General features: G+C 69.0%; 1 protein-coding gene. It reads right to left on the reverse strand.

The window, feature by feature from the left end:
- Positions 1-9: 9 nt before the first annotated feature.
- Entirely contained in the window at positions 10-342 is a 333-nt protein-coding gene (locus J1M64_RS18535) for a DUF6247 family protein (RefSeq protein ID WP_003984719.1), read from the reverse strand.
- Positions 343-432: the final 90 nt, after the last annotated feature.

Genomic DNA, 432 nt, shown 5'->3' on the forward strand with positions numbered 1-432 from the left:
CGTAAGCGGTCATGGGCACCTACCGACGTCGATGGGACGGTTCTCGGCGTCGTACGCGTTGCCCTCGGCGTCCCGGAAGACCATGCCTTCCGTGTCCCCTCCCGCCAGGCGCTTGGCCATCTGCTCCACCTGATCCAGGTAGCCGGGCGTCGCGCACGCGCACGCGAAGGGGAACCATTTGTCGACGACCCGGTCCAGCTCCGCACGATCGAAATCCGCCGCCGCGCTGAGCCAGTCCTGCTCGAAGTACTGCAGCCAGTCCGGGCGCCGCTGCAACGCCGTGCGGATGGCGTCCGGAGTCCGCTCGCAGGCGGCCCGATCCACTTCGATCTCTCTGTCCATGGCCGGCGACCTCCGGTACGTGTAGGCAAGGCGGGACCCACGGTAGGCGGCGGTGGGGCACGCATCCGGGAGATCCGGGCTTCCGTGTCC

This window comes from Dietzia sp. KRD202 (assembly GCF_017168155.1).
GTDB classification, from domain to species: Bacteria; Actinomycetota; Actinomycetes; order Mycobacteriales; family Mycobacteriaceae; genus Dietzia; species Dietzia kunjamensis.